Source organism: Bacillus sp. SIMBA_008, assembly GCF_046535495.1.
Taxonomy (GTDB): Bacteria; Bacillota; Bacilli; order Bacillales; family Bacillaceae; genus Bacillus; species Bacillus subtilis.
This window is the reverse complement of sequence record NZ_JAWRWL010001006.1, coordinates 1-247: the sequence shown is the minus strand read 5'-3', so window position 1 is coordinate 247 and position 247 is coordinate 1. Positions and strand designations below refer to the sequence as shown.

1 pseudogene is annotated in these 247 nt (G+C 39.3%); it reads right to left on the bottom strand.

From position 1 onward, the window contains the following. Window positions 1–200, bottom strand: a pseudogene (locus SB658_RS26425) (head-tail adaptor protein); the annotation flags it as partial. Window positions 201–247 lie beyond the last annotated feature (47 nt).

The window sequence follows — 247 nt, the reverse complement described above, 5'->3', positions numbered from 1 at the left end:
GGTAGGCAATAAAAGAAATGTGTACTTTTCTCTTCTACTTTCTTGTTACGGGCATCCTTTGTCCCTTGAATGGCATCTAACACACCTTTAATTTCGTTAATTTCTTTCCATTCTTCTGTAGGGTATGGACCATCACTCTCTGCCATATTCCGAAGTACCGAAGCATCTTTACCAAACTTACGAATCATTGATTGAATCATAAGACACGTAACCTCACTTTCAGTCCTTTCGTGATGCTTGCTGGATA